The organism is Enterobacter sp. C4G1 (genome assembly GCF_052886895.1).
The window spans coordinates 2,426,135-2,445,892 of record NZ_JBQVVV010000001.1 but is presented as its reverse complement, the minus strand read 5'-3'; the positions used below and the strand labels follow the sequence as shown (position 1 = coordinate 2,445,892).

Here is a 19,758-nt window from a genome sequence, read left to right as displayed (position 1 = left end):
CCATAACTCTAGTATTGAATGCAATGCTTTCAATCTAACTTGCCCACCGCTTAGTGTAAACCGCCTTTTACACTCTCTCCGGGGTTTGCAGGGACAGGCCAAAAAACACGTTTGTGTAACACATTAAAAAATCTACACTTAACCTAAAAATGAACCAGGAAAATAGATATGGCACACTCCCATTCACACGCTTGGGCCGATGACAACGCCAAACGGCTGGCGCTGGCTTTCGGGGTTACTGCAACCTTTATGGTCATCGAGGTCATCGGTGGGGTGGTTTCAGGCTCTCTGGCGCTGCTGGCAGACGCCGGGCATATGCTTACCGACGCAGCCGCCCTGCTGTTTGCACTGCTGGCGGTACAGTTTGCACGCCGGCGGCCAAATGCCCGTCATACGTTTGGCTGGCTCAGACTCACGACCCTTGCAGCCTTTGTTAACGCCATTGCACTGGTTGTTATTACCATTCTTATCGTCTGGGAGGCGTTCCAGCGTTTCAGACACCCGCAGCCTGTAGCCGGTGCAACCATGATGGTTATTGCCATTGCCGGGCTCCTTGCCAATATCCTGGCATTCTGGATCTTGCATCGCGGTAGCGGCGAAAAGAATATGAACGTGCGGGCTGCAGCCCTTCATGTGCTGGGGGATTTGCTCGGTTCGGTAGGGGCTGTTGTGGCTGCGCTGGTTATCCTCTATACAGGCTGGACGCCTATTGACCCGATTCTGTCGGTGCTGGTTTCGTGCCTTGTTTTGCGCAGTGCCTGGCGGCTTTTGAAGGAGAGCGTCAATGAGTTACTGGAGGGAGCACCCACTTCGCTGGATATCCCGGCTCTCAAGCGCAATCTGTGCCGCTCGATCCCTGAGGTGCGAAACGTGCATCATGTTCATGTCTGGCTGGTCGGTGAAAAACCAATTATGACGCTGCACGTCCAGGTGATACCACCTCACGATCATGATGCGCTACTTGAACGCATTCAGCATTTCCTGGAACACCACTACGAGATTGCTCACGCAACCATTCAGATGGAATATCAGCCCTGTAATGGACCGGACTGCCATCTTAACGAGATGCAGTCCGGTCATTCACATCATCACCAGCATTAACTGGATAGCGCGTGTGAGCCACGTTCACGCGCGCTGTTTATCCACATGCGGCTACCGTTCAGCGCAATGAAGGTCAACAGCAGATATTCCAGCGACATAGCGTAAACACCTTGCAGGGCAAAAATCACCACGCTAATGACGTTAATGATGACCCACAGCAGCCAGTTTTCGACGTACTTGCGGGTCATGAGGATCATTGCCGCAATCGACAGCACCATCATGCAGGAATCCCAGAACGGGAAGGCATCAGGCTGGAGCTCTGGCAGGGTGACATTCAACCCAAGCGCAGACATTATTGACACCGCAATGCGCGTCAGGAAGGCGAACACCGGGTTGATAAACACAGTCATAAAGCCGATGGCGACAACGCAGGCCGCAAACCAGGCGATTGCCTTGGGCAGCGGCAACCAGCGGATTTGGAGTTCTGCTTCCTGCTGGCTGTTCTGACGCGACCAGGCATACCAGCCATAAATATTCGCGGCAAAGAAGAACAGCTGTAATAGCAGGCTGGCATAGAGTTGGATCTGGAAGAAAATAATCGCAAACAACGTGACGTTGATAAGCCCAAACGCGTAGTTGCTGATCTTCTCCAGACTGGCCAGCCAGATGCAAAGCAGGCCAGCCAGAGTGCCTATAGCTTCAATCCATGACAGGTCGTAGCCACCCGCACCAATCGGTATATGAACCAGAATGTTTTGCGTGCTAAAAAAATCCATCTTTTCCCCTGGGCGTTTTGAATTAAGTACGTAGTGTAGCCGCAAAATCCAGCATTCGGTTAAGCGGAATTAACGCGCCTTCACGCAACGCAGCATCAACATGAACTTCATGGGCTGCACCTCCCGTTTCTAACCCTTCCGCAATGGCTTTCAGGCCGTTCATGGCCATCCACGGACAATGGGCACAGCTACGGCATGTTGCGCCCTCTCCTGCGGTCGGTGCTTCCAGCAGCTCTTTTTCCGGCACGGCCTGTTGCATCTTATAGAAGATGCCGCGATCGGTGGCCACAATAAGCTGCTTGTGCGGCAGCGTTTTCGCAGCATTAATCAGCTGACTGGTTGACCCAACGGCATCCGCCATATCAACAATCGACTGTGGTGATTCCGGGTGAACGAGAATAGCCGCCTGTGGGTATAACCCTTTCATGCGTGCCAGCGCTTGCGTTTTGAATTCATCATGCACAATACATGCCCCCTGCCAGCAGAGAACATCGGCACCGGTTTGCTTTTGAACATAGTTCCCAAGATGACGATCGGGTGCCCAGATAATTTTTTCACCCAGGCTATCGAGATGTTCAATCAATTCTACCGCAATGCTGGAGGTCACGACCCAGTCTGCACGTGCTTTGACCGCGGCAGAGGTATTGGCGTAGACCACGACAGTACGGTCAGGATGCGCATCGCAGAACGCGGAGAATTCCTCGATAGGGCAACCGAGATCGAGTGAACATTCGGCGTTCAACGTCGGCATCAGGATAGTTTTTTCCGGGCTTAAGATCTTTGCCGTTTCCCCCATAAAACGCACGCCCGCTACCAGTAACGTGGAAGCCGGATGTTTTGCGCCGAAACGCGCCATCTCCAGGGAATCGGAGATACAACCGCCGGTCTCTTCCGCCAGTTGCTGAATTTCAGGGTCGGTGTAGTAATGCGCCACCATCACAGCATCGCGCTCTTTGAGAAGTCGCTTGATTTTCTCACGGTAAAACTGTTTTTCATCCAGGGTTAGCGGGACGGGTTTTGGCGGGAAAGGATAGATCGCGGCTTCTGGATCGAACATCACACTCATTTTGGCTTCTCGTTTTACTGGCTTAACAATATTGCCTTTCTTTTGCATGACATAGCAAAACAGGTGGCAATTGTGTTTTGTATACTAAACAAGATAGCGAATTTGAGCTTAAAAGTCACCGGAATTAGGTGCGTGCAGCATTTGTCGGGTGGCGGCTTTGCCTTATCCGACATGACAGGGCCTGAGTTTTGTTTTTCGTAGGCCTAATAAGCGCAGCGCCATCAGGCAATGTGCTTTAGGCTCTGGAGTCGCAGATAGCAAAAAAGCGCCTTTAGGGCGCTTTTTTACATTGGTGGGTCGTGCAGGATGACTCGCTTCGCTCGCCCTTCGGGTCGTCGCCGTAAACGGCTCCGCTGCCTCACGTTGTTCGGCCCGAACCTGCGGCAGGTTCGAATCGTTCAAATCGCAGATAGCAAAAAAGCGCCTTTAGGGCGCTTTTTTACATTGGTGGGTCGTGCAGGATTCGAACCTGCGACCAATTGATTAAAAGTCAACTGCTCTACCAACTGAGCTAACGACCCCTTGCGGGATGTACTTCAAATTTATTCAGGCTGGTGGGTCGTGCAGGATTCGAACCTGCGACCAATTGATTAAAAGTCAACTGCTCTACCAACTGAGCTAACGACCCATCTGGGTATTGCCTGAATTATCACTCGGAACCAATAAGAATTGGTGGGTCGTGCAGGATTCGAACCTGCGACCAATTGATTAAAAGTCAACTGCTCTACCAACTGAGCTAACGACCCGAGTGGTGGGTGATGACGGGCTCGAACCGCCGACCCCCTCCGTGTAAAGGAGATGCTCTACCAACTGAGCTAATCACCCACTCTGTATTACCGGTACTGCTTTAATTGGTGGTTCGTGCAGGATGACTCGGCTTTGCCTCGCCCTACGGGCCGTTGCTTACGCAACGTTATCCTTCACGTTTAATTACTACTATCCACCAGATTAGTGGTGGGTCGTGCAGGATTCGAACCTGCGACCAATTGATTAAAAGTCAACTGCTCTACCAACTGAGCTAACGACCCACTTTTGCGCTGCTTTCACGTTGTTTGATATCCCGTGGCAACGGCGGCATATATTACTGATTTAAGAATTCTGCGCAACAAAAATTTCGATGAAGATCACTTAACTGCTTAGTAATCATGCTGCACGACCAGAAATAAGGCGATTTCTGGTCGTGCGGTAATCATCCCATCGAACTCAGACGTTTTTGCGCCTGTTTGGCACCTTCGGTACCAGGGAACTTCGTCACAACCTGTTGGTAGACTGCTTTTGCCTTTGCGGTATCACCTTTGTCCTGCATGATCACGCCGACCTTGAACATCGCATCAGGTGCTTTAGGTGATTTTGGGTAATTTTTCACCACGGAGGCAAAATAAAACGCCGCATCATCCTTCTTACCCTTGTTGTAATTCAGCTGACCAAGCCAGTAATTCGCGTTTGGCTGGTAAGTAGAATCAGGGTACTTCTTGACGAAGTTTTGAAACGCAACGATTGCATCTTCCTGACGAGATTTGTCCTGTACCAGTGCAATGGCCGCGTTGTAATCCGTATTCGCGTCACCGCTCTGTACAGGCGCACCTGTCGAGGCTGAAGCATCTGCTGCCGGAGCCGGTGTTGCCGCAGCACCACCACTCTGATCGCCCGCTGCTGGCTGTGCAGCTGCACCACCGTTGCTAAGGCTATCGATTTGCAACATGATCTGCTTCTGACGATCCATAACCTGATTAAGCTGATACTGACTTTCCTGGATCTGCCCACGCAAAGAATCAATATCGGTTTGGTTATCGGAAAGTTGCTGCTGGAGTTGGGTTAAAAGCTGGCTATGAGCATTAGAAATACGCTCGAGTTGAGTGACACGGTCTTCAACCGAGCCTGAGCCGACACTACTGATTGGTGCCTGAGCAAAAGCGGCCCAGGGGGCCGCTATTCCAACCAGTAACGACAGACTCAACAGATGATGTCTGAAGTTACTGTTCATGCAATTCTCTTAGTAAACCAGTACGGCACGACGGTTTTTGGAGTAAGCCGCTTCGTCATGACCCAGTACTGCTGGTTTTTCTTTACCGTAAGAAACGATGGAGATCTGGTCAGCAGAAACGCCTTTACCTTGCAGGTACATTTTAACAGCGTTAGCACGACGCTCACCCAGGGAGATGTTGTACTCTGGAGTACCACGTTCGTCCGCGTGACCTTCTACGGTGACTTTGTAAGATGGGTTGCTACGCAGGAAGTTAGCGTGAGCATCCAGCATCGCAGCGAAGTCAGAACGGATGTCGTACTTATCCAGATCGAAGTAAACGATGTTGTTCTGCTGCAGCTGCTGCATCTGAAGACGCGCTTGCTCTTCAGAAGACATGTTGCCATTGCCGTTCGCGTCCATACCGGTGCCGGCACCCATCATGCCTTCGCCGCTCTGGTCATTGCTTGCGTTCTTGTTAGAAGAACACGCTGCGATTGCCATTACAGGCAGAGCGATCATCAGCCCCTTCAGCACTTTGTTCAGTTGCATTTCTATGATTCCTTTAGTAATCAATTAATTATTATTTACAGATACGGCGACCAGGCAGGTGATTTTACCTGTCCATCAGTAGCCGGAATACGCGCTTTGAAACGCCCATCTGTAGAAACCAGATTCAGCACAGATCCCATCCCCTGAGAAGAGCTGTAGATTACCATAGTGCCGTTAGGTGCCAGACTTGGCGTTTCATCCAGGAACGTTGACGACAGAACTTGAACGCCACCCGCTACCAGATCTTGTTTGGCAATGTGTTGCTGCCCACCGTTGGAGCTGACCATTACCATAAACTTACCGTCGCTGCTCACGTCTGCGTTCTGGTTTTGTGTACCTTCCCAGGAAATACGCTGCGGAGCACCGCCGTTGACATTCACTTTATAGATTTGTGGACGGCCTGCCTGGTCGGAAGTAAACGCCAGGTTCTGGCTATCCGGGAACCAGGTCGGCTCAGTGTTGTTGCTACGACCATCCGTCACCTGGCGGATCTGACCAGAACCAATGTCCATCACGTACAGGTTCAGGCTACCGGTTTTAGACAGGGCAAATGCCAGTTTAGAACCATCCGGTGAGAATGAAGGCGCACCATTGTGACGCGGGAAGGACGCAACCTGGCGTACAGCACCGTTAGACAGCGTCTGAATAACCAGTGCAGAACGACCGCTTTCAAAGTTAACATAAGCCAGTTTAGAACCGTCTGGTGACCATGCCGGAGACATCAGCGGCTGTGAAGAACGGTGAACAGTGAACTGGTTGTAACCATCGTAATCGGACACGCGAAGCTCATACGGGAACTGACCACCGTTGGTCTGTACCACATAAGCGATACGAGTACGGAAAGCGCCTTTAATCGTGGTCAGCTTTTCGAACACTTCGTCACTCGCCGTGTGGCCAGCATAACGCAGATATTGCTTGTTCACTTTGTAAGAGTTCTGAGCCAGAACGGTACCTGGCGCACCGCCGGTATCCACCAGCTGATAAGCCACGTTATAGCCGCCGTCCGGGCCAGGAGTAACCTGGCCTACAACAACCGCATCAATACCCAGCGCAGACCATGCTGCAGGTTGAACTTCCTGCGCAGTACCCGGCTGCTGAGGCAGACGAGAACGATCTAACGGGTTGAATTTACCGCTGTTACGCAGGTCAGCCGCAACGATGCCACCAATATCTTCTGGTGCAGCGCCAGGACCGGCCCACTGGAACGGAACAACACCAATTGGGCGTGCCGAGTCCACCCCCTGGGTGATCTCGATACGTACTTCTGCGTGCAGCACAGCTGCCCACAGCATTAAGAAACTAAATGCTACACGTAATGCCTGCTTCATCATATCTCCCTTATCTGGGTAACCTTACCCGCGATAATTTAGCAGAATGTTAACAAACTCAAATAGACAAAACTACCAGAACCCTGTGACTAAACCTGGCCTATTTTTCCCCGTTTGCACGGGGAAAATGTAACTTAAGGTTTGAAGTCCAGTGGTGCATTTTTAAACGTTTCATACACAGCCTGAGATGGCGGTTTAGGGAACTTAGTCATTCTGCTGGTCGCAGACAGCATCTGCTGACAGAACGCATCGTCCCCACCTTCCGATTTCACGCTAAGTATCGAGCCGTCTGAACCAATGTTTACACGCAAAGTACAGGTTTTGCCTTTGTAGGTATCCCAGTCATAAAGGTGACCACGAATGGCTGCCTGAACCTGTGATATGTACGAAGCAATCTCTGCCTGAGATGCACCACCCTGCCCCGGCTTACTTCCTTTAGCAGGAGATGAACCACCTGCGCTACCACTGGTTGTGCCTTTCGGCGCATTCTTACCAGAACTCAGGTCGCCCAGCAGGTCATCCACTCCCGAGGCAGCAGCGGCTTTTTCCGTGGCAGCCTTTTTAGCAGCAGCTTTTTCAGCCGCAGCAGCTTTCTTATCAGCAGCAGCTTTTTCAGCGGCAGCAGCTTTATCGGCAGCAGCCTTCTCAGCGGCGGCGGCTTTCTTGGCCGCAGCAGCGGCGGCAGCCTTCTCAGCAGCAGCGGCTTTTTCCGCAGCGGCTTTCTCAGCGGCAGCCGCTTTCTTAGCAGCGTCGGCGGCAGCTTTCTTCTCAGCTTCCTGAGCGGCTTTTTTCGCTGCATCTGCTTCAGCTTTCTTCTGGGCATCTGCTGCGGCTTTTTTCGCAGCTTCTGCTTCAGCTTTCTTCTGAGCATCGGCAGCCGCTTTCTTCGCTGCTTCCTCAGCCTGTTTCTGGGCATCCGCTGCGGCTTTCTTCGCAGCTTCTGCGGCCAGTTTTGCCTGTGCGTCAGCCTGAGCTTTCGCGTCAGCAGCCGCTTTTGCTGCGGCTTCTTCGGCTTGTTTCTGCTGTTCCTGCGCTTTTTTAGCGGCGGCTTCAGCCTGTTTCTGCTGTTCCGCTTGCTCTTTTGCTGCTTCCTGCGCCTGCAAACGTTCTTTCTCGAGCTGCTTCAAACGCTCCTGCTCTGCGGCCTGCTTTTCACGCAGTTCCTCAGCTTGCTGTTGCGCCTGTTTATCACGCTGCTCTTCAGCACGTTTTGCACTCGCCTGCTGTTGTTGCTGGCGATTATAGTTTTGTACTACTGCACCAGGATCCACCATGACGGCATCGATGGAAGACCCCCCACCACCGCCAGCTGATGCATCTATATGCTCGTCGAACGAACTCCAGATCAGTGCCGCAAAAAGAATAACGTGCAGCACTGCGGAGATAATTATCGCTCGCTTAAGCTTATCGTTTTGTTCGGTTGCCTTTGACACTATCGGTTCCCAAAAACTCGTATCCCACTGCTAGCAGGTGATCAAATAGGCTGCGTCATTAAGCCAACAGACTTAACGCCCGCGCTATGGAGCAAGTTCAGCGCTTTTATAATTTCATCGTAAGGCACATCTTTCGCACCACCGATTAAGAAGACCGTCTTCGGATTTGACTCCAGGCGGCGCTGCGCTTCAGCAATCACCTGCTCTGGCGGTAACTGATCCATACGATCTTTTTCTACCACCACGCTGTATTGCCCTACGCCGGAAACCTCAATGATAACCGGAGGATCGTCATTGGTGCTTACCGCCTGTGATTCTGTCGCATCCGGCAGATCCACTTCCACGCTCTGGGTGATTATCGGCGCTGTTGCCATAAAGATAAGCAGCAGCACTAACAGTACGTCCAGCAGCGGAACGATATTGATTTCGGACTTGAGCTCGCGACGACCTCGTCCACGCGATCTGGCCATGGTTTACCCCTTGTTACTCTCGGTGCTGGTAAACGCCTGACGGTGCAGAATCGCGGTGAACTCTTCCATAAAGTTGTCGTAGTTCAGTTCCAGTTTGTTCACACGCTGATTCAGACGGTTATACGCCATAACCGCCGGGATAGCGGCGAACAGACCGATAGCGGTCGCGATCAGTGCTTCTGCAATACCCGGAGCAACCATCTGCAATGTCGCCTGCTTCACCGCACCCAGGGCGATAAAGGCGTGCATAATCCCCCACACCGTACCGAACAGGCCGATATACGGGCTGATGGAACCTACTGTGCCAAGGAAAGGAATATGCGTTTCAAGGGTTTCCAGTTCACGGTTCATGGAAATGCGCATCGCACGCGACGCACCTTCAACAACCGCTTCCGGCGCATGGCTATTAGCACGATGCAAACGGGCAAATTCTTTGAAACCGCTGTAAAAAATTTGTTCGGAGCCTGCGAGGTTATCCCGACGCCCCTGGCTTTCCTGATACAAACGGGAAAGTTCGATACCAGACCAGAACTTGTCTTCAAACGCTTCAGCCTCGCGGCTAGCGGCATTGAGGATACGCGTTCTCTGGATGATGATGGCCCAGGATGCGATTGAAAAACCAATCAAAATCAACATGATAAGTTTAACCAGAAGGCTTGCCTTCAGGAACAAATCAAGGATATTCATGTCAGTCACTGCTTAAACTCCGCGACAATAGACTTAGGAAGCGCACGAGGCTTCATGATGAGTGGATCAACACAGACTTCACTTTACATCCCGGTAATGCAACAAAAGTTAACTCTTTTAAACTTCGCTACTATACGCGCGGGAAAGGTGGTTTGGAATGGGAGAAAGTAAACGGAGAGTAAATTTTTATGGGCTCGGGTAAGCCCATATGATTAACGGACATTTCTTATTCAGAAGAAGAAGAAAATCAGCCCAGCGAGAAGCACCAGATCGGCAATCAGCGGGCAGAAAATACCCTGCCAGTGAATGGCTTTCGGACGAAAGCCAACGCCGTGAATAACACCTGCGCACACGGCCCACATGATGAACAAACCGTGCCAGATCTCGAGCTCGCTGGTCTTCGCTGCAAAACGCGAAGGGTCCCAGAAAATACAACCTGCCAGCAGTAATGCCATCACTAAAGAAAGCGCCCTTAACGGGCGCTTATCCATTACCGCGTAAAGCATCGCGATAATGTTCATTAGTGTTTTTCGTCACCCGCTTTGGACGCTTCAACGTGCTCAAGCGCCAGGGCAGTAATGATGCCAAATGCACAGGCAAGAAGCGTCCCCAAAATCCATGCGAAATACCACATATTCAGCTCCTTACTTAGTACAGGGAATGAGTGTTGCGTTCAATGTCTTCTTTCGTGATACGACCGAACATTTTCCAGTAACACCAGGTGGTGTAGAGCAGGATAATCGGTACGAACACACACGCAACATACGTCATCAGGTTCAGTGTCAGCTGGCTAGACGTTGCATCCCACATGGTCAGACTTGCGTTCATCATGGTGCTGGACGGCATAACGAATGGGAACATCGCGATACCCGCCGTCAGAATGATGCACGCCAGCGTCAGTGAAGAGAACACAAACGCCAGAGCGCCTTTTTCCAGACGGGACGTCAGTACAGTCAGCAACGGCAACAGAACACCCAGAGCCGGGATAACCCACAGCACAGGCATATTGTTGAAGTTAGTCATCCAGGCACCAGCCTGACGCACAACTTCTTTCGTCAGCGGGTTAGACGGCGCAGCATGGTTCATCGCAGAAGTCACCACGTAGCCATCAATACCGTACACCACCCAGACACCGGCCAGTGCGAAGCAAACAAGCGTCACCAGGGCAGCCAACTGAGCGGTTGCACGTGAACGCAGATGCAGTTCACCTACCGTACGCATTTGCAGGTAAGTCGCGCCCTGAGTAATGATCATCGCCACACTCACCACGCCCGCCAGCAGACCAAACGGATTCAGCAGCTGGAAGAAGTTACCGGTGTAGTAAAGACGCATGTACTCATCAATGTGGAACGGAACACCCTGCAACAGGTTACCGAACGCCACACCAATCACCAGCGGTGGAACAAAGCTACCAATGAAGATGCCCCAGTCCCACATGTTGCGCCAGCGGGTGTCTTCAATCTTGGAACGGTAGTCGAAACCCACCGGACGGAAGAATAAAGACGCCAGCACCAAAATCATCGCCACATAGAAGCCGGAGAACGCAGCCGCGTAGACCATCGGCCAGGCGGCGAACAGCGCTCCGCCAGCAGTGATGAGCCACACCTGGTTACCGTCCCAGTGCGGGGCAATGGAGTTGATCATAATTCGACGCTCGGTGTCATTACGACCGAGGAAACGGGTGAGCATCCCCACCCCCATGTCGAAACCGTCGGTGACAGCAAAGCCAATCAGCAAAATACCAACCAGCAGCCACCAGATAAAACGCAATACTTCATAATCGATCATTTGATGACTCCTGTCTTAGCGTGCCGGCTGAGTAGTCGCAGCAGACTGCTCGTAGTGATAGCGACCGGTTTTCAGGCTGCTTGGGCCAAGGCGCGCGAACTTGAACATCAGGAACAGTTCAGCCACCAGGAACAGGGTATACAGACCACAAATCAGCAGCATGGAGAAGATCAGATCGCCCGCTGTCAGGGAGGAGTTCGCTACCGCCGTTGGCAGCACCTCACCTATCGCCCATGGCTGACGGCCATATTCCGCCACAAACCAACCGGATTCGATAGCAATCCACGGCAGTGGGATACCGTACATCGCGGTACGCAGCAGCCATTTTTTCTGACCGACACGGTTACGAATAACAGACCAGAAGGACGCCGCGATGATAAGCAGCATCAGGATGCCGCAGCCCACCATGATACGGAACGCGAAATACAACGGCGCTACGCGTGGAATGGAGTCTTTAGTGGCCTGCTGGATTTGCGCTTCCGTCGCGTCAGAGACGTTCGGGGTATAGCGTTTGAGCAGCAGCCCATAACCCAGGTCTTTCTTCACGCTGTTGAACTGATCGCGTATAGCCTGATCGGTAGAACCGGCACGCAGCTGTTCCAGCAGTGAGTAAGCTTTCATACCATTACGGATACGGCCTTCATGCTGCACCATCAGATCTTTCAGGCCAGTAACCTGTTTGTCGACGGAGCGGGTTGCGATGATGCCCAGCGCGTAAGGGATTTGAATCGAGAAGTGGTTTTGCTGCGCATCCTGATCCGGGATACCGAACAGGGTAAAGGCAGCCGGAGCCGGTTGGGTTTCCCACTCAGCTTCGATGGCAGCCAGTTTGGTTTTCTGCACGTCACCCATTTCGTAACCGGATTCATCACCCAGTACGATAACGGAGAGGATTGCAGCCATACCGAAGCTAGCAGCGATAGCAAAGGAGCGCTTAGCGAAAGCAAAGTCACGGCCGCGCAGCATATAGTAGGAGCTGATACCCAGAACGAACATCGCACCACAAACGTAGCCAGATGCCACGGTGTGAACGAATTTAACCTGGGCTACCGGGTTCAGGACCAGCTCGGCAAAGCTGACCATCTCCATTCGCATGGTTTCGAAGTTGAAATCAGATGCGATTGGGTTTTGCATCCAGCCGTTCGCCACCAGGATCCACAGTGCGGACAGGTTGGAACCCAATGCCACAAGCCAGGTTACCGCCATATGCTGGACTTTGCCCAGACGGTCCCAACCGAAGAAGAACAGACCTACAAAGGTGGATTCGAGGAAGAAGGCCATCAGACCTTCAATGGCCAGCGGCGCACCGAAGATATCCCCAACGTAGTGGGAATAATAAGACCAGTTAGTCCCGAACTGGAACTCCATGGTCAAACCGGTAGCCACGCCCAGTGCGAAGTTGATACCAAACAACTTGCCCCAGAACTTGGTCATATCTTTATAAATCTGTTTGCCGGAGAGGACGTAGACCGTTTCCATGATGGCCAGCAGGAACGCCATACCGAGCGTCAGTGGCACAAACAGGAAGTGGTACATCGCGGTCAAGGCAAACTGTAAGCGCGACAGTTCGACTATATCTAACATCATGACTCCTTGCTCATCGCATGAAGACTCCGAGAGTGAACCCCGTAAGAGAGATCCACACACATGCCCCAATACAAAGTTATCTGCTTCCCTTCTTCAGTCCTTATTCGCTACGAGAGGAAAAAGCAGTGATGAAAAGTTGCAAATACGTTAATAAAAAACCCAAATTGATCCCGCAAATATAATACGCTGCAAAACCCTTACAATAAACAGGTTTTTATTGAATCACATTTACGTTTTACGACGGTGATCAACTTATAGCAAAACTACCACTTTTCAGCCATTTTGATCTGGCACAATTTAGCGCTTTTTGGTGCCTTTTTCCAAATATTAAACATTGATTTAAATCAAAATTAAGGCTTTATGTTAATTGTGTACCGCTACGGTAAACAGAGTAAAAACCATGTTAAATATATGTATACGTAAATACATCTGAAGTTATCGAATGGGATAATTAATATAAACAGAGGTGATTTTGATTAACTATTGTGACGCAGGCATGTGGAGACAGGCAGGACATTAATTTTAGTTGGTCTTACGTATTTTTCCACTCGCTTTCTTTAACGCAAATAAATAACAAATATTTTACCTTTATAAGTCCGTAAATTAACACCAGTTTGTGACTATTTCATGACAGACCGCGCGTAATAAAAAAGGCCGCTTTTCAGCGGCCAACCATGTCGAAACGGACATTTTTATTTCAAAGCTCCCAGTCCTGGGAGCAGAGAGGACTTACTTAATGATGGATTTCAGTGCTTCGCCGATATCGGCCAGGCTGCGCACAGTTCTCACACCAGCAGCTTCCAGTGCAGCGAATTTCTCATCCGCTGTACCTTTACCGCCCGCGATGATTGCGCCTGCGTGGCCCATACGTTTGCCTTTCGGCGCAGTTACGCCCGCGATGTAGCCCACAACAGGCTTGGTCACGTGATCTTTGATGTACGCAGCGGCTTCTTCTTCTGCGCTACCGCCGATTTCACCGATCATCACGATCGCTTCAGTCTGCGGGTCTTCCTGGAACAGCTTCAGAATGTCGATGAAGTTAGAGCCAGGGATCGGGTCACCACCGATGCCCACACAGGTGGACTGGCCGAAACCGTAGTCAGTGGTCTGCTTAACCGCTTCATAGGTCAGGGTACCAGAGCGGGAAACGATACCCACTTTGCCCGGTTTGTGAATGTGGCCTGGCATGATGCCGATTTTGCACTCGCCCGGGGTGATAACACCTGGGCAGTTCGGGCCAATCATACGCACGCCAGCTTCATCCAGCTTCACTTTCACAGTCAGCATATCCAGGGTCGGGATGCCTTCGGTGATAGTGATGATCAGTTTGATGCCTGCGTCGATCGCTTCCAGAATGGAATCTTTGCAGAATGCCGCCGGAACGTAGATAACGGTCGCGGTTGCACCCGTCGCTTCTACTGCTTCGCGTACGGTGTTGAACACTGGCAGACCCAGGTGAGTTGTACCGCCTTTACCTGGCGTTACACCGCCAACCATCTGCGTACCGTAGGCAATCGCCTGCTCGGAGTGGAAAGTCCCCTGGCTACCGGTGAAGCCCTGGCAGATAACCTTGGTATCTTTATTAATTAAAACTGACATTATTTCCCCTCCACTGCGGCAACAACCTGCTGAGCTGCATCCGTCAGACTTTTCGCTGCAATAATATTCAGGCCGCTGTCAGCCAATTTTTTCGCGCCGAGTTCAGCGTTGTTACCTTCCAGACGCACAACAACCGGGACGTTAACGCCCACTTCTGCCACCGCGCCGATGATACCGTCAGCGATCAGGTCGCAACGTACGATACCGCCGAAGATGTTAACCAGAACGGCTTTCACATTGTCGTCAGAGAGAATGATTTTGAACGCTTCGGTTACGCGCTCTTTGGTTGCGCCACCGCCTACGTCGAGGAAGTTCGCTGGCTCACCACCGTGCAGCTTAACGATGTCCATGGTGCCCATTGCCAGGCCCGCACCGTTAACCATGCAGCCGATGTTGCCATCAAGTGCAACGTAGTTCAGTTCCCACTGTGCAGCCTGAGCTTCACGCGGGTCTTCCTGAGACTGGTCGCGCATTTCGCGCAGATCCGGCTGGCGGAACAGTGCGTTGCCGTCAGCGCCCAGTTTACCGTCGAGGCAGATCAGATCGCCCTGCGTGGTGATAACCAGCGGGTTGATTTCGATCAGAGCCAAATCGCGCTCCAGGAAGATAGTCGCCAGCCCCATGAAGATCTTGGTGAACTGTTGAACCAGTTTACCTTCCAGACCCAGTTTGAACGCCAGCTCACGACCCTGGTAAGGCATTGGGCCTGCCAGCGGATCAATGGCCACTTTGTGGATCAGATGAGGGGTTTCTTCTGCCACTTTTTCGATTTCCACGCCGCCTTCAGTAGACGCCATGAACACCACGCGACGGGAGCTACGGTCTACAACTGCGCCGAGGTACAGTTCTTTTGCGATATCGGTCGCCGCTTCTACCAGGATCTGGTTAACAGGCTGGCCGTTCGCATCTGTTTGATAAGTTACCAGGCGCTTGCCGAGCCAATGTTCAGCAAAAGCACGGATCTCTTCTTTGCTCTTAACAACCTTCACACCGCCCGCTTTACCACGGCCACCAGCGTGAACCTGACATTTAACTACCCAAGGGCCGGAACCGATTTTAGATGCGGCTTCTTCTGCTTCACGCGGGGTAGTACAGGCATAACCCACCGGAGCCGGTAAGCCATACCGGGCAAACAGCTGTTTGGCCTGATATTCATGTAAGTTCATGTGTTCTATCCATCCTTCAGGTAATCGTTAGGTATTGCTTTTGTAGGCCCGGCAAGCTCAGCACCGCCGGGCAAGACTGCTAAAACTAGACGTCGAGCAGCAGACGCGTTGGATCTTCCAGCAGCTCTTTAATGGCTACCAGGAAGCCTACGGACTCGCGGCCATCGATCAGACGGTGATCGTAAGAGAGCGCCAGGTACATCATTGGCAGGATCTCAACTTTACCGTCTACCGCCATCGGACGATCTTTGATGGCGTGCATTCCGAGGATCGCACTCTGCGGTGGGTTGATGATTGGCGTGGACATCAGTGACCCGAATACGCCGCCGTTGGTAATAGTGAAGTTACCGCCGGTCAGGTCGTCTACGGTCAGCTTACCGTCGCGGCCTTTCACTGCCAGCTCTTTAATGTTTTTCTCGATGTCAGCCATACCCAGAGTATCCACATCACGCAGAACTGGGGTTACCAGACCACGTGGAGTAGAAACCGCCATGCTGACGTCGAAATAGTTGTGGTAAACCACATCATCGCCATCGATAGATGCGTTCACTTCCGGGTAGCGTTTCAGCGCTTCAACAACCGCTTTCACGTAGAAGGACATAAAGCCCAGACGGATACCGTGACGTTTTTCAAACGCGTCACCGTACTGCTTACGCAGGTCCATGATTGGCTTCATGTTCACTTCGTTGAAGGTGGTCAGCATCGCGGTGGAGTTTTTCGCTTCCAGCAGACGCTCAGCCACACGCTTACGCAGACGGGTCATCGGTACACGTTTTTCGCTGCGCGCGCCCAGAGCAGGCTGTGCCGCTGGTGCTGCCGCAGGGGCTTTAGCTTCTGCTTTGGCAGGTGCTTTCGCCAGGTGTTTCTCAATGTCTTCGCGCGTCAGACGACCACCCACACCGGTGCCTTTAATGGCAGCCGCGTCCAGGTTGTGCTCTGCCAGCAGGCGACGGATCGCCGGGCTGAGCGCGTCGTTGCTCTGCTCTTCCAGGGAGGCCTGCTGGCGCTGCGCTGGGGTAGAGGCTTTCTCTTCAGATTTCGCGCTGGACTCTTTGCCCGTGCTGTTGCCTTCACGCAGGCGTCCCAGAATCTGACGAGAGGTTACGGTCGTGCCTTCATCTTCCAGCACTGCATCCAGAACACCATCCGCCGAAGCCGGTACTTCCAGTACCACTTTGTCAGTTTCGATTTCTACCAGCACTTCATCGCGCTTAACGGCATCGCCCGGTTTTTTGTGCCAGGTGGCGACGGTCGCATCTGCTACAGACTCAGGCAGGTCGGGAACAAGAATATCTACGCTACTCATTATGTATCCTTTAATTAATCGACGTTCAGCGCGTCATTGACCAGATCTTGTTGCTGCTTCTGGTGAACGGACATATACCCTACCGCCGGAGAGGCGGAGGCCGGGCGACCTGCGTAACGCAGGGCAGACCCAAATGGAATCACTTCACGGAAATGATGCTGGCTGCAGTACCATGCGCCCTGGTTAAGCGGCTCTTCCTGGCACCAGACAAAATCATGAACGTGAGCATATTGTTTCAGCACTTCCTGCATCGCCTGATGCGGGAATGGATAAAGCTGTTCGATACGCACGATGGCGACATCTTTCTGATTGTTCTTGCGGCGCTGTTCCAGCAGGTCGTAATAAACCTTACCAGAACACATTACGACGCGCTTCACGGCTTTCGGATCCAGCTCGTCAATCTCGCCGATGGCTGGCATAAAGGTGCCGTTAGCCAGTTCATCCAGGCTGGATACTGCCAGCGGATGACGCAGCAGCGATTTCGGAGACATCACCACCAGCGGACGACGCATCCCGCGCAGCGCCTGACGACGCAGCATGTGGTAAACCTGAGCCGGGGTAGACGGCACGCACACCTGCATGTTCTGTTCAGCACAGAGTTGCAGATAACGCTCCAGACGCGCGGAGGAGTGCTCCGGCCCCTGCCCTTCATAACCGTGCGGCAGCAGCATCACCAGGCCACACATACGGCCCCACTTCTGCTCGCCGGAGGAGATAAACTGGTCGATAACCACCTGCGCACCGTTGGCGAAGTCACCGAACTGCGCTTCCCAGATGGTCAGGGTGCGTGGTTCTGCGGTGGCGTAGCCGTATTCAAATGCCAGCACCGCTTCTTCAGACAGTACCGAGTCCCAGACCTTGAACTGGCCCTGGCCGTTATGTACGTGCTGCAGCGGGGTATAGGTAGAACCGTTGGTCTGGTTATGCACCACGGCATGACGGTGGAAGAAGGTGCCACGGCCCGCATCTTCACCGGACAGACGAACAGGGATACCCTCGTCAACCAGCGTTGCATAAGCCAGGTTTTCAGCACCACCCCAGTCGAACAGCTTCTCACCTGCCGCCATAGACTGACGGTCGGAATAGATTTTCTGCACACGAGACTGCATCTCAATAGCTTCTGGCACAGTGCTGATACGTTTTGCCAGCTCTTGCAGACGCTTCATCTCAACCTTGTTCGGGTAGCTCTCATCCCACTCGTGGTTGAGGTATGGCGACCAGGTAAAGGAGTGCATGTTCATTGGGCGCAGCTCTTTCACTACGCATTCACCCGCATCCAGCGCGTCGCGGTAGAGGTTGACCATTTCGGTCGCATCTTCCAGCGAGGACAATTTTTCCGCTTCCAGCTTGTCAGCATAGATTTTGCGCGGCGTTGGGTGTTTTTTGATTTTCTGGTACATCAACGGCTGGGTTGCACTTGGCTCATCAGCTTCGTTGTGGCCATGACGGCGGTAACAGAACAGGTCGATGAACACATCGCGTTTGAACGTGTTACGGAAGTCCAGCGCCAGGCGGGTCACGAAAGCAACGGCTTCCGGGTCATCTGCGTTAACGTGGAAGATAGGTGCCTGTACCATTTTGCCGATGTCGGTGCAGTACGGGGTAGAACGCGCATCCAGTGGGTTAGACGTGGTGAAGCCCACCTGGTTGTTGATAACGATGCGAACCGTACCGCCCACTTCGTAACCACGCGCTTTGGACATGTTCAGGGTTTCCTGAACCACGCCCTGCCCGGTTACGGCTGCGTCACCGTGAATGGTGATTGGCAGAACTTTGTTGCTGCTTGGCTCGTCCAGACGATCCAGGCGCGCACGCACGGAACCGATAACCACCGGGCTGACGATCTCCAGGTGCGACGGGTTAAACGCCAGCGCCAGGTGAACCAGGCCACCCTGGGTTTCGATATCAGACGAGAAGCCCATGTGGTACTTCACGTCACCGGTACCGAGATGTTCTTTATGTTTGCCCGCGAATTCGTCGAACAGATCCTGCGGCTTTTTACCCAGCACGTTGATCAGTACGTTCAGACGACCACGGTGCGCCATGCCCAGTACCACTTCACGGGTACCGCTGTTACCTGCGTGGCGAATCAGCTCTTTGAGCATTGGCACTAATGCATCGCCGCCTTCCAGCGAGAAGCGTTTTGCGCCCGGGAATTTCGCGCCCAGATAGCGCTCTAGGCCTTCTGCTGCGGTCAGTTCACTCAGGAAGCGTTTTTTCTCTTCAACAGAGAAGGTCGCATGGCCTGCCACAGATTCAATACGCTGCTGGATCCAGCGTTTTTCTTCTGTAGAGGTAATGTGCATGTATTCCGCGCCGATGGAGCCGCAATAGGTTTGCTTGAGCGCATCAATCAGATCGCCCAGCTTCATCGTGTCTTTGCCGATAGCAAAAGAACCTACGTTATAGCTTTCCTGGAAATCAGCCTCGGTCAGATCGTGATAAGCCGGATCAAGATCCGCTACACGGTCTTGCTGCCACAGTCCCAGCGGATCGAGATTCGCGTGCTGGTGACCACGGAAGCGGTAAGCATTGATAAGTTGCAGGACTTTAACCTGCTTCGCATTGGTGTCAGGGTCGGAAATCGCAGAAGAGTAACGTGAGGCATCCTTCGCCAGACGGCGGAAATAATCACGTGTTTTGGAGTGGAATTGATCCGGTTTGACTCCCGTGCCAGGCAACTCCTGGAACATGGAACGCCAGTTTGCGTCCACTGAGTCAGGATCGGTTAAGAAGTCTTCATAGAGCTGTTCGATCCAGCTCTGGTTCGCACCAGAAAGGAAAGAAGAGTCCAGCCAGGCTTTCATTGCGCCGTTCTGCATCGTGATCCCTTAAGCATTTTTATGCTTACTTTCGCCGTAGAAACTACCACGCACACCACGTGTACGTGCCGGGGTTCACCTGCGAGCTCTTTTCATTTGGCCCGCGAAGGAACCTTTAGAAACTGTCTTAAGGGTTTCCCCTCACCCCGCCCCTCTCCCACAGGGAGAGGGGGA

At 52.5% G+C, this 19,758-nt stretch carries 17 protein-coding genes, 5 tRNA genes, 1 other RNA gene and 1 pseudogene; 1 reads left to right on the top strand and 23 read right to left on the bottom strand.

Features of this window, described 5'->3' with window-relative positions; genetic code table 11:
* The first annotated feature begins 168 nt into the window (after window positions 1-168).
* Window positions 169-1,101 carry a CDF family zinc transporter ZitB gene (gene zitB / locus ACT9TW_RS11765; protein WP_182060068.1) on the top strand — a complete coding sequence of 311 codons (933 nt, stop codon included), beginning with the start codon at window positions 169-171 and terminating at the stop codon, window positions 1,099-1,101.
* Here the strand turns inward: zitB and pnuC are convergent.
* The 23 genes and pseudogenes from pnuC to sucA all read right to left on the bottom strand — a co-directional run bounded on the left by pnuC (window position 1,098) and on the right by sucA (window position 19,584).
* Window positions 1,098-1,817, bottom strand: a complete 720-nt coding sequence (gene pnuC, locus ACT9TW_RS11760; RefSeq protein WP_182060067.1) for a nicotinamide riboside transporter PnuC — start codon at window positions 1,815-1,817, stop codon at window positions 1,098-1,100. The genes zitB and pnuC overlap by 4 nt on opposite strands.
* A 22-nt stretch (window positions 1,818-1,839) precedes the next feature.
* Complete coding sequence (gene nadA / locus ACT9TW_RS11755) at window positions 1,840-2,883, bottom strand: quinolinate synthase NadA (protein ID WP_446492441.1); 1,044 nt, start codon at window positions 2,881-2,883, stop codon at window positions 1,840-1,842.
* Window positions 2,884-3,173: 290 nt separating this feature from the next.
* Window positions 3,174-3,299, bottom strand: a non-coding RNA gene (locus ACT9TW_RS11750) — RtT sRNA.
* 29 nt (window positions 3,300-3,328) lie between these two features.
* Window positions 3,329-3,404 (bottom strand) — tRNA-Lys (locus ACT9TW_RS11745).
* A gap of 31 nt (window positions 3,405-3,435) precedes the next feature.
* A tRNA-Lys gene (locus ACT9TW_RS11740) sits at window positions 3,436-3,511 on the bottom strand.
* Window positions 3,512-3,553: 42 nt separating this feature from the next.
* Window positions 3,554-3,629: transfer RNA gene (locus tag ACT9TW_RS11735), tRNA-Lys, on the bottom strand.
* Window positions 3,630-3,632: 3 nt separating this feature from the next.
* Window positions 3,633-3,708: transfer RNA gene (locus ACT9TW_RS11730), tRNA-Val, on the bottom strand.
* A 127-nt stretch (window positions 3,709-3,835) separates the two neighbouring features.
* Window positions 3,836-3,911: transfer RNA gene (locus ACT9TW_RS11725), tRNA-Lys, on the bottom strand.
* 161 nt (window positions 3,912-4,072) lie between these two features.
* Window positions 4,073-4,867 carry a cell division protein CpoB gene (cpoB, locus tag ACT9TW_RS11720; protein WP_182060065.1) on the bottom strand — a complete coding sequence of 265 codons (795 nt, stop codon included), beginning with the start codon at window positions 4,865-4,867 and terminating at the stop codon, window positions 4,073-4,075.
* Window positions 4,868-4,876: 9 nt separating this feature from the next.
* Complete coding sequence (gene pal / locus ACT9TW_RS11715; RefSeq protein ID WP_003858578.1) at window positions 4,877-5,398, bottom strand: peptidoglycan-associated lipoprotein Pal; 522 nt, start codon at window positions 5,396-5,398, stop codon at window positions 4,877-4,879.
* Window positions 5,399-5,433: 35 nt separating this feature from the next.
* Window positions 5,434-6,726 (bottom strand): Tol-Pal system beta propeller repeat protein TolB, encoded by a 1,293-nt coding sequence (gene tolB, locus ACT9TW_RS11710; RefSeq protein WP_446492708.1) that lies wholly within the window; start codon window positions 6,724-6,726, stop codon window positions 5,434-5,436.
* A 134-nt stretch (window positions 6,727-6,860) separates the two neighbouring features.
* The gene (gene tolA, locus ACT9TW_RS11705) at window positions 6,861-8,159 is read right to left on the bottom strand and encodes a cell envelope integrity protein TolA (RefSeq protein WP_446492440.1); all 1,299 of its coding nucleotides are present in this window, start codon (window positions 8,157-8,159) and stop codon (window positions 6,861-6,863) included.
* A gap of 41 nt (window positions 8,160-8,200) precedes the next feature.
* Window positions 8,201-8,629, bottom strand: coding sequence for a colicin uptake protein TolR (gene tolR / locus ACT9TW_RS11700; protein ID WP_003858589.1), 429 nt, complete (start codon window positions 8,627-8,629; stop codon window positions 8,201-8,203).
* 3 nt (window positions 8,630-8,632) lie between these two features.
* Window positions 8,633-9,325 (bottom strand): Tol-Pal system protein TolQ, encoded by a 693-nt coding sequence (tolQ, locus tag ACT9TW_RS11695; RefSeq protein WP_182060062.1) that lies wholly within the window; start codon window positions 9,323-9,325, stop codon window positions 8,633-8,635.
* Window positions 9,322-9,393: pseudogene (locus ACT9TW_RS11690) on the bottom strand (tol-pal system-associated acyl-CoA thioesterase); the annotation flags it as partial. The gene tolQ and the pseudogene ACT9TW_RS11690, both read right to left, overlap by 4 nt.
* A gap of 153 nt (window positions 9,394-9,546) precedes the next feature.
* On the bottom strand, window positions 9,547-9,837 hold the full coding sequence (gene ybgE, locus ACT9TW_RS11685) for a cyd operon protein YbgE (RefSeq protein WP_182060061.1): 291 nt from the start codon (window positions 9,835-9,837) through the stop codon (window positions 9,547-9,549).
* The gene (gene cydX, locus ACT9TW_RS11680) at window positions 9,837-9,950 is read right to left on the bottom strand and encodes a cytochrome bd-I oxidase subunit CydX (protein WP_182060060.1); all 114 of its coding nucleotides are present in this window, start codon (window positions 9,948-9,950) and stop codon (window positions 9,837-9,839) included. The genes ybgE and cydX overlap by 1 nt, the downstream gene beginning before the upstream one ends.
* A 14-nt stretch (window positions 9,951-9,964) precedes the next feature.
* Window positions 9,965-11,104 carry a cytochrome d ubiquinol oxidase subunit II gene (cydB, locus tag ACT9TW_RS11675; protein WP_014069385.1) on the bottom strand — a complete coding sequence of 380 codons (1,140 nt, stop codon included), beginning with the start codon at window positions 11,102-11,104 and terminating at the stop codon, window positions 9,965-9,967.
* 15 nt (window positions 11,105-11,119) lie between these two features.
* Window positions 11,120-12,688, bottom strand: a complete 1,569-nt coding sequence (gene cydA, locus ACT9TW_RS11670) for a cytochrome ubiquinol oxidase subunit I (RefSeq protein ID WP_446492707.1) — start codon at window positions 12,686-12,688, stop codon at window positions 11,120-11,122.
* A 732-nt stretch (window positions 12,689-13,420) separates the two neighbouring features.
* On the bottom strand, window positions 13,421-14,290 hold the full coding sequence (gene sucD, locus ACT9TW_RS11665; protein ID WP_182060059.1) for a succinate--CoA ligase subunit alpha: 870 nt from the start codon (window positions 14,288-14,290) through the stop codon (window positions 13,421-13,423).
* Window positions 14,290-15,456 carry an ADP-forming succinate--CoA ligase subunit beta gene (gene sucC, locus ACT9TW_RS11660; protein WP_014069379.1) on the bottom strand — a complete coding sequence of 389 codons (1,167 nt, stop codon included), beginning with the start codon at window positions 15,454-15,456 and terminating at the stop codon, window positions 14,290-14,292. The genes sucD and sucC overlap by 1 nt, the downstream gene beginning before the upstream one ends.
* A gap of 85 nt (window positions 15,457-15,541) precedes the next feature.
* Window positions 15,542-16,762 carry a 2-oxoglutarate dehydrogenase complex dihydrolipoyllysine-residue succinyltransferase gene (gene odhB / locus ACT9TW_RS11655; protein ID WP_446492439.1) on the bottom strand — a complete coding sequence of 407 codons (1,221 nt, stop codon included), beginning with the start codon at window positions 16,760-16,762 and terminating at the stop codon, window positions 15,542-15,544.
* A gap of 14 nt (window positions 16,763-16,776) precedes the next feature.
* Window positions 16,777-19,584, bottom strand: coding sequence for a 2-oxoglutarate dehydrogenase E1 component (sucA, locus tag ACT9TW_RS11650; protein WP_446492438.1), 2,808 nt, complete (start codon window positions 19,582-19,584; stop codon window positions 16,777-16,779).
* Between the last annotated feature and the right edge of the window lie 174 nt (window positions 19,585-19,758).

What these genes read in the sequence shown, in the direction of transcription:
- zitB (WP_182060068.1), top strand. Translation starts at nt 169, where the DNA reads ATGGCACACTCCCATTCACACGCTTGGGCCGATGACAACGCCAAACGG.
- pnuC (WP_182060067.1), bottom strand. Translation starts at nt 1,817, where the DNA reads ATGGATTTTTTTAGCACGCAAAACATTCTGGTTCATATACCGATTGGT.
- nadA (WP_446492441.1), bottom strand. Translation starts at nt 2,883, where the DNA reads ATGAGTGTGATGTTCGATCCAGAAGCCGCGATCTATCCTTTCCCGCCA.
- cpoB (WP_182060065.1), bottom strand. Translation starts at nt 4,867, where the DNA reads ATGAACAGTAACTTCAGACATCATCTGTTGAGTCTGTCGTTACTGGTT.
- pal (WP_003858578.1), bottom strand. Translation starts at nt 5,398, where the DNA reads ATGCAACTGAACAAAGTGCTGAAGGGGCTGATGATCGCTCTGCCTGTA.
- tolB (WP_446492708.1), bottom strand. Translation starts at nt 6,726, where the DNA reads ATGAAGCAGGCATTACGTGTAGCATTTAGTTTCTTAATGCTGTGGGCA.
- tolR (WP_003858589.1), bottom strand. Translation starts at nt 8,629, where the DNA reads ATGGCCAGATCGCGTGGACGAGGTCGTCGCGAGCTCAAGTCCGAAATC.
- ybgE (WP_182060061.1), bottom strand. Translation starts at nt 9,837, where the DNA reads ATGAACATTATCGCGATGCTTTACGCGGTAATGGATAAGCGCCCGTTA.
- cydX (WP_182060060.1), bottom strand. Translation starts at nt 9,950, where the DNA reads ATGTGGTATTTCGCATGGATTTTGGGGACGCTTCTTGCCTGTGCATTT.
- cydB (WP_014069385.1), bottom strand. Translation starts at nt 11,104, where the DNA reads ATGATCGATTATGAAGTATTGCGTTTTATCTGGTGGCTGCTGGTTGGT.
- cydA (WP_446492707.1), bottom strand. Translation starts at nt 12,688, where the DNA reads ATGTTAGATATAGTCGAACTGTCGCGCTTACAGTTTGCCTTGACCGCG.
- sucD (WP_182060059.1), bottom strand. Translation starts at nt 14,290, where the DNA reads ATGTCAGTTTTAATTAATAAAGATACCAAGGTTATCTGCCAGGGCTTC.
- sucC (WP_014069379.1), bottom strand. Translation starts at nt 15,456, where the DNA reads ATGAACTTACATGAATATCAGGCCAAACAGCTGTTTGCCCGGTATGGC.
- odhB (WP_446492439.1), bottom strand. Translation starts at nt 16,762, where the DNA reads ATGAGTAGCGTAGATATTCTTGTTCCCGACCTGCCTGAGTCTGTAGCA.
- sucA (WP_446492438.1), bottom strand. Translation starts at nt 19,584, where the DNA reads ATGCAGAACGGCGCAATGAAAGCCTGGCTGGACTCTTCTTTCCTTTCT.